1 protein-coding gene and 1 pseudogene are annotated in these 1,670 nt (G+C 63.5%); both read left to right on the top strand.

What is annotated here, in order from left to right; genetic code table 11:
• Positions 1-678: pseudogene (locus EN742_RS34260) on the top strand (ParB/RepB/Spo0J family partition protein); the annotation flags it as partial.
• 413 nt (positions 679-1,091) lie between these two features.
• Positions 1,092-1,670 (top strand): DUF1326 domain-containing protein (locus tag EN742_RS34255; RefSeq protein WP_245492469.1); only part of this gene is annotated, 579 nt, incomplete at its 3' end.

Below are 1,670 nucleotides of genomic sequence, written 5' to 3'. Positions count from 1 at the left end.
GTGTATAAGAGACAGATCTCGTAGCGGCCGTCGCCGTCGCAGCCCGGCCGCTACGAGATCATCGCCGGCGAGCGGCGCTGGCGGGCGGCGCAGCGCGCCGGCCTGACCGAACTGCCGATCATAGTGCGCGAGGTCAACGACCGCACGGCGCTGGAGCTGGCGATCATCGAAAACGTCCAGCGCGCCGACCTCAACCCGGTCGAGGAGGCGCAGGGCTACCAGCAACTGATCGACGAGCATGGCTACACCCAGGCCGATCTCGGCCAGGTGATCGGCAAGAGCCGCAGCCATGTCGCCAACACGCTGCGGCTCCTGAAGCTGCCCAACGTGATTCACGACATGCTGGTCGATGGCGCGCTGTCGGCCGGCCACGCCCGCACGCTGGTGACGGCCGAGGATCCGGCAGGCCTCGCCAAGCGCATCGTCGAGGAAGGACTTTCGGTGCGCCAGGCCGAAGCGCTGGCGCAGATGCCGGCTGGCCCGACGCCGGTCAAGGCGAAGAAGGCCGAGCCGGTCGAAAAGGACCCCGACACGCTGGCGCTGGAAAAGCTGCTCACCGACACGATCGGCATGATCGTCTCGATCGAGCATAAGGAGCGCGGCGGCACAATTCGCGTCAACTACCGGACGCTGGACCAGCTCGACGAGCTCTGCCGGCGGCTAAAGGACGAGCGGTAGAGCGTTGAGGCGGCGCGTTATTTAGCCGACAAATAAAGTTCTGGCTTAAGGTCAAGCAGGCCTGATATATTGGTGATAAACACCACAAGGGCTGGCGGCTTCGCCGGCCCTTTTCGTTACCAGCGGGGATTGGCTATAGCGACGGAACAGAGGGTGCGAAGGAAGCCATAGCCGTCGTCATTCTAGGGCGGAGCAAGGAGAGAAGCGACGCGGGCTCGAACGATTTCAGCGTCGGAGCCGGCGGCTTGACAGTGCAGGGCATCGGCGTACCCTCCATTAGGTGCAACTTGAATTATATGCCCTGGCGTGCCGAACACAGTCGCGGCGTGGGCTATTTGCCGTTCCCACGACGCGTGGGCGGCGCCACCCCTCGCCAAAGCGATCCATGCCGACGCGCCTGACGCAGCCGGGAGGTGCAAATGGCAACCAGTTGGCAATTGTCCGGGGACTATTTCGAGAATTGTAGTTGCGACGTCGTATGCCCGTGCCTGATTTCCACCAATGCGCAACTGACATCGAAGCCGACGCAAGGTGCTTGCGATGTTGCCTTGGTCTTTCATATCGACACGGGCAAATTTGGCGACGTTCGGCTGGATGGCCTCAACGTTGCGATGATCGCCCATACACCAGGCCCGATGGCGGACGGCAATTGGACGGCTGCCGCCTATATCGACGAGCAGGCCGACGACAGGCAGACAGAAGCGCTGGGCGCGATCTTCACCGGCGCCGCGGGCGGCCCGATGGCCGCCTTCGCGCCATTGATCAGCACCAACCTCGGAGCCAAGAAGGTGCCAATCAAATACCAAGTCGACGGCAAGAAGCGGTCGGCGGAGATTGCAGGCGTCATGCAGATGGCGGTCGAACCCCTGCCGACGATGCGCGAGGATGGTGAGATGTGGGCGGCGACCGGCCATCCCGTCAATCCCGAGAGGCTGGTGCTGGCGGCGGGCGTAGAAGGCAGCACATTCAGCGACCACGGCATGCACTGGGAC

It is taken from the genome of Mesorhizobium sp. M4A.F.Ca.ET.020.02.1.1 (assembly GCF_004022645.1).
GTDB lineage: Bacteria > Pseudomonadota > Alphaproteobacteria > Rhizobiales > Rhizobiaceae > Mesorhizobium.
Note: the sequence above shows the minus strand (reverse complement) of the source record. Positions and strands in the feature narration are given on the sequence as shown.